The organism is Oliverpabstia sp. (assembly GCF_022785585.1).
GTDB lineage: Bacteria > Bacillota > Clostridia > Lachnospirales > Lachnospiraceae > Oliverpabstia > Oliverpabstia intestinalis.
On sequence record NZ_JALFPR010000067.1, the window covers coordinates 1 to 2451 of the forward strand.

Here is a 2451-nt window from a genome sequence, read left to right on the forward strand (position 1 = left end):
CTCGCCCAGAAATTCCATTTCACAGCGCCATTAATTACCATCATAGTCATAATCAGATCTACTGCCAGTCTATCCACTGCACTAACCTCCGAGGATAATGAACTATGTGTGAATGAAAAGAAAAATAGGATAGATGCTCCCAGCCAGAATTCTGTTTCGCCTGCGTTTTTTTTATTTTTACATGCTAAAATAATAATACCAGAAGCAAAAAATAGTGTACTACCAAATATAATTGTTAACATAAAGTCTTGAAAATCAGTAATAAAGAAACCCGATAAAAATGTCAGACTTCCACCAATGATCCTTGTCACACCATCCACTTTATCCGTCACATCTAATAAATGATAGATTCCACAGCAGACAATTGTTGTTCCCATAATAAAAATCGATAGTCCCACATCAATAGCAGCACCTCCGCCAATCATCAGCAACGCGCCTATAATAATTGTTACAATACCAGCCTCTGTTTTCCATTTTTTTCTTACCTTTTCCCTTTTTCCAGACTTCTGATTCACAGTCTGCTGTGCTATCATTCCTTGCTGTTGCATAACTGTCTGTGATGTAACCTGTGACTGATTGTACACATGCTGTTGACTTATTGACTGATCCGGATTTTCTACCGACTGTTGTGGTGTAGCCGAAGTCTGTTTTAACTGATAGCCACATGCCGGACAAAACCTTACCTGATCCGGAATCTCTTTTCCACAATTCCTACAAAACATTCTGATGTTCCTCCTTATCAATCAGTTTATTAACTGCCTTTGAAAATTTGCGCAAAAAGACATATTCATGACGCCATACCTGATCCGTAGTTAGATCTCTAACCTTAACAGTACGTGTATCCACACCCATTCTCGCCTGTACATACATATAATATTTACCATCTGGTGTAGTTAAAACTCTATCCACTACCAGTCCACCTTTTACCTTTTTCCTTAATTGAGTTTCCAGAAAATCGCTTGATGCGCCTTTGATAAAGCAGTTATATACAACCTGTATAAAGACCTCATGACTGCATATTCCCAAAATATGAGCTTCCGGCAGTTCTTCTTCCATCTCTTCCTGCTGTCCCTTTGGCACTACACCATCTGCTGTTGCCACATATACTTCTGACTGTGCTGACGTCCCCTGCTCTGATGCTGCCGCTGCTAGCTGCATCTGTACTGCCTGTTCTGTTGTATTCTCTGCCGACTGTACCTGTGGTTCTGCTGCATTCCCTGCCGGCTGCATCGTAACCTCTTCCTCTGAGTTTACTTTCATCCCACAATACGCGCAAAAAACTGACTGTTCTCTTAACTGTTTTCCACAATGTTCACAAAACATTTTCATCCTCTTTTCCGTGTATATCATACACATTCATTTTTAATCCTGCTCGAAAACCGAACCTATCATATTTAAAATTTCATCGTCTGACATACCGTTTCCATTCACGGACGCATAGCAAACCGTACAATAATTCTCTGACTTACGCGCGATAAACTGTATGTAGATGTCTGCGTTTTCTCCCCTATAGGAGCATCCTCCGGTAAATTCAACGACATCTCTTCCATCATCTGACTGAAAATAATCCCAGTTTGGATCTTCAAAAAAGTCGTCAAACGCTTCTCCATAAGTCTGATCCGGGTATAAATACGGGGAACTGTTTTTTACAAAACGGATCTCCGAACGTCCTCCGGTATTCGCATAGATAAACACAGATAACAGGATAATCGCCAGAGCACCTACGCAGATTCCGATTACACCGGTTATTTTTTTCTTCTTAGCTGCAGGATGTGTAGCCGGCATACCGGACTTACCGGCTGCAGCCGGACTGACCGCCTTTACCTTTTCATACGGTGACTGTACCCCTTCCTTAAGTGGTGCACCACACCGGTCGCAGAAGAGCATATCCTCTTCTACTGAATTTCCACATTTGATACAAAACATTTTCTTTTCCTCCCTTTTACTGAATTCCTGATAAATCATTTACATAATAATATGGAATCTCATACTCGTTTGAGTAATACTCTCCATCTGTAACCTCACCATGAAACAGTTCATTATCTACCAGCTTCTCTCCTGAGATTGTGATCTGATCAACACATTGATAGCCCTGCTTTCCACTGACAGCGATCATACCATTCTGATCCGGCATACCATAAAAATTCATAGACCCTAATAATTTGTCTAATAAAACTGCCCTGCCATCTTCATATGTATATACATAGTTATAATAGTCCGCCTCGCAGGTTCCCTCTAATAAGATCAGTTCCGGTGTACCGTTCTTGTCTATATCATACAATGAGTAGTCACAGAACTCGCCATAAGTATCATAGACATCGTTTACCAGATTCTGATAGGCGGCTACATAATCTGCTTGTGTACTGTCCGTATTTTCTACTACTTCCTTTATGGCAGATATGCCCGTAACCTGTCTGTTTTCATCAAAAATCGCCTGAACAATCACACCAT

The 2451-nt window shown here is 40.8% G+C and carries 4 protein-coding genes; all 4 read right to left on the minus strand.

From position 1 onward, the window contains the following. Positions 1 to 722: zinc ribbon domain-containing protein (locus MSA64_RS04175; protein ID WP_287890691.1), on the minus strand; the 722-nt coding region annotated here is incomplete at its 3' end. After that, on the minus strand, positions 712 to 1323 hold the full coding sequence (locus MSA64_RS04180; protein ID WP_287890693.1) for a zinc ribbon domain-containing protein: 612 nt from the start codon (positions 1321 to 1323) through the stop codon (positions 712 to 714). The genes MSA64_RS04180 and MSA64_RS04175, both read right to left, overlap by 11 nt. A gap of 39 nt (positions 1324 to 1362) precedes the next feature. Continuing rightward, positions 1363 to 1926, minus strand: a complete 564-nt coding sequence (locus tag MSA64_RS04185) for a zinc-ribbon domain-containing protein (protein WP_287890695.1) — start codon at positions 1924 to 1926, stop codon at positions 1363 to 1365. 16 nt (positions 1927 to 1942) lie between these two features. Continuing rightward, positions 1943 to 2451: hypothetical protein (locus tag MSA64_RS04190; RefSeq protein ID WP_287890697.1), on the minus strand; the 509-nt coding region annotated here is incomplete at its 5' end.

Coding starts and splice junctions, on each gene's coding strand:
- MSA64_RS04185 (WP_287890695.1), bottom strand. CDS start 1,926: ATGTTTTGTATCAAATGTGGAAATTCAGTAGAAGAGGATATGCTCTTC.
- MSA64_RS04180 (WP_287890693.1), bottom strand. CDS start 1,323: ATGTTTTGTGAACATTGTGGAAAACAGTTAAGAGAACAGTCAGTTTTT.